The sequence below is a fragment of the Priestia sp. P5_B4 genome, assembly GCF_056400385.1.
Genome location: NZ_JBFULJ010001152.1, coordinates 1 through 995, shown reverse-complemented (window position 1 = coordinate 995; position 995 = coordinate 1). Strand labels below are relative to the sequence as shown.

1 pseudogene is annotated in these 995 nt (G+C 35.3%); it reads left to right on the top strand.

What is annotated here, in order from left to right:
* Positions 1–429: 429 nt before the first annotated feature.
* Positions 430–995 (top strand): annotated as a pseudogene (locus tag AC1DRF_RS29540) (hypothetical protein); the annotation flags it as partial.

The following is a 995-nucleotide window of genomic DNA, read 5'->3' as shown; positions in this document are numbered from 1 at the left end:
GTTGATTTCCGTGCAAGACTTCGCTTTCCGCGGGCGGCCGATGAGCCTCCTCGTCGCTTACGCTCCTGCGGGGTCTCACCTGTTCCCCTTTTCCCGCAGGAGTCTTCGTCTTGCCCTCCAATCAACTGCCGGAAGGAACTAAACAAATGAAACCTACGTTCACCATAAAAAAACCAACCACTAATCAAACATGATGATCAATGGTTCGTTTTTCACTTCGACTAAAATCCTTTTTTCCCAACCTCTTTTATCTATTACTAAATCACTGCCTACTCCGCTTACCCTTTTATCAAATGTTATGCTGCTGTTGTAATTTCAGAACAATCTAATATTATACTCTATAAGAAAAATATATACAAAATAATAAAATATGGTATCATAGGGTAGGAATTTTGTACCTTATCTTTGAAATAATTTGCAGGAGGTAATATGCTTAACTCATTTTTATCCAAAAGCCTGATCTTTTTATGTGTCATTATTCTCACATGGTCTCTATGGGGCAGTTACAGTGCGATGACAAATTCATTGGAATTAAAAGGCTTGGCTTTAAGTAATTCATTTATTATTGAAGGAATATTTTTCACTTTCCTTGTCATTTTTCTAATAGCAATTGCAAGTAGATACATGAACAAAACTGTTTTTTTTATTTCACTGATTGTTTTGACGTTAGGTATTCGACTAGCATGGATGCTTTCTGTTCAAACGCCTGTAAAATCTGACTTTCTTGTCATGTTAGATGCCGCGCGTAATATCGCAAAAGGAAATTACGAATTTAACCAAAGCGTTTATTTTACTACATGGGTATATCAGCTAGGCTTTTCATTCTATGAATCTGTTATTATTCGCTGTTTTGGAGATAATATTTTTATATTAAAATTGTTAAATATTTTTTATTCCACTGGAACCGTTATTTTTATTTATTTAATTGGCGCAAAAGTATTTAACGAACTTGCTGGGAGAATGGCAGCTTTTCTATATGCGTTCTACATTCCGAA